The sequence below is a fragment of the Dawidia cretensis genome (genome assembly GCF_018598175.1).
Classification (GTDB): domain Bacteria; phylum Bacteroidota; class Bacteroidia; order Cytophagales; family Cyclobacteriaceae; genus Ohtaekwangia; species Ohtaekwangia cretensis.
This window is the reverse complement of record NZ_JAHESE010000205.1, coordinates 1-264: the sequence shown is the minus strand read 5'-3', so window position 1 is coordinate 264 and position 264 is coordinate 1. Positions and strand designations below refer to the sequence as shown.

The 264-nt window shown below is 29.5% G+C and carries 1 protein-coding gene; it reads left to right on the top strand.

The window, feature by feature from the left end; all coding sequences use genetic code 11:
• A partial coding sequence (locus KK062_RS31310) for a hypothetical protein (RefSeq protein WP_254088128.1) occupies window positions 1–264 on the top strand: 264 nt, incomplete at both ends.

Below are 264 nucleotides of genomic sequence, written 5' to 3'. Positions count from 1 at the left end.
GATATATCTGATGAATTAAATTCAATAAAAAAAGGGAAAAAATCTAAATCACAAACCAATTCAGATGATAAACAAGAAACTAATCCAGAAAAAGCGGTAAATAACACTAAAGAGCCAGAAGAAGTCAAGTTAGCTACTATAGAAGGCTGGGATATGTATACTATTCAAGTTGCTGCAATAGATAATAATGATGATTTGAAAAAAATACAGACATCATTAGTTAATAATGACATACCTTTTTCAGTTATGGAGAAGGATGGAGTA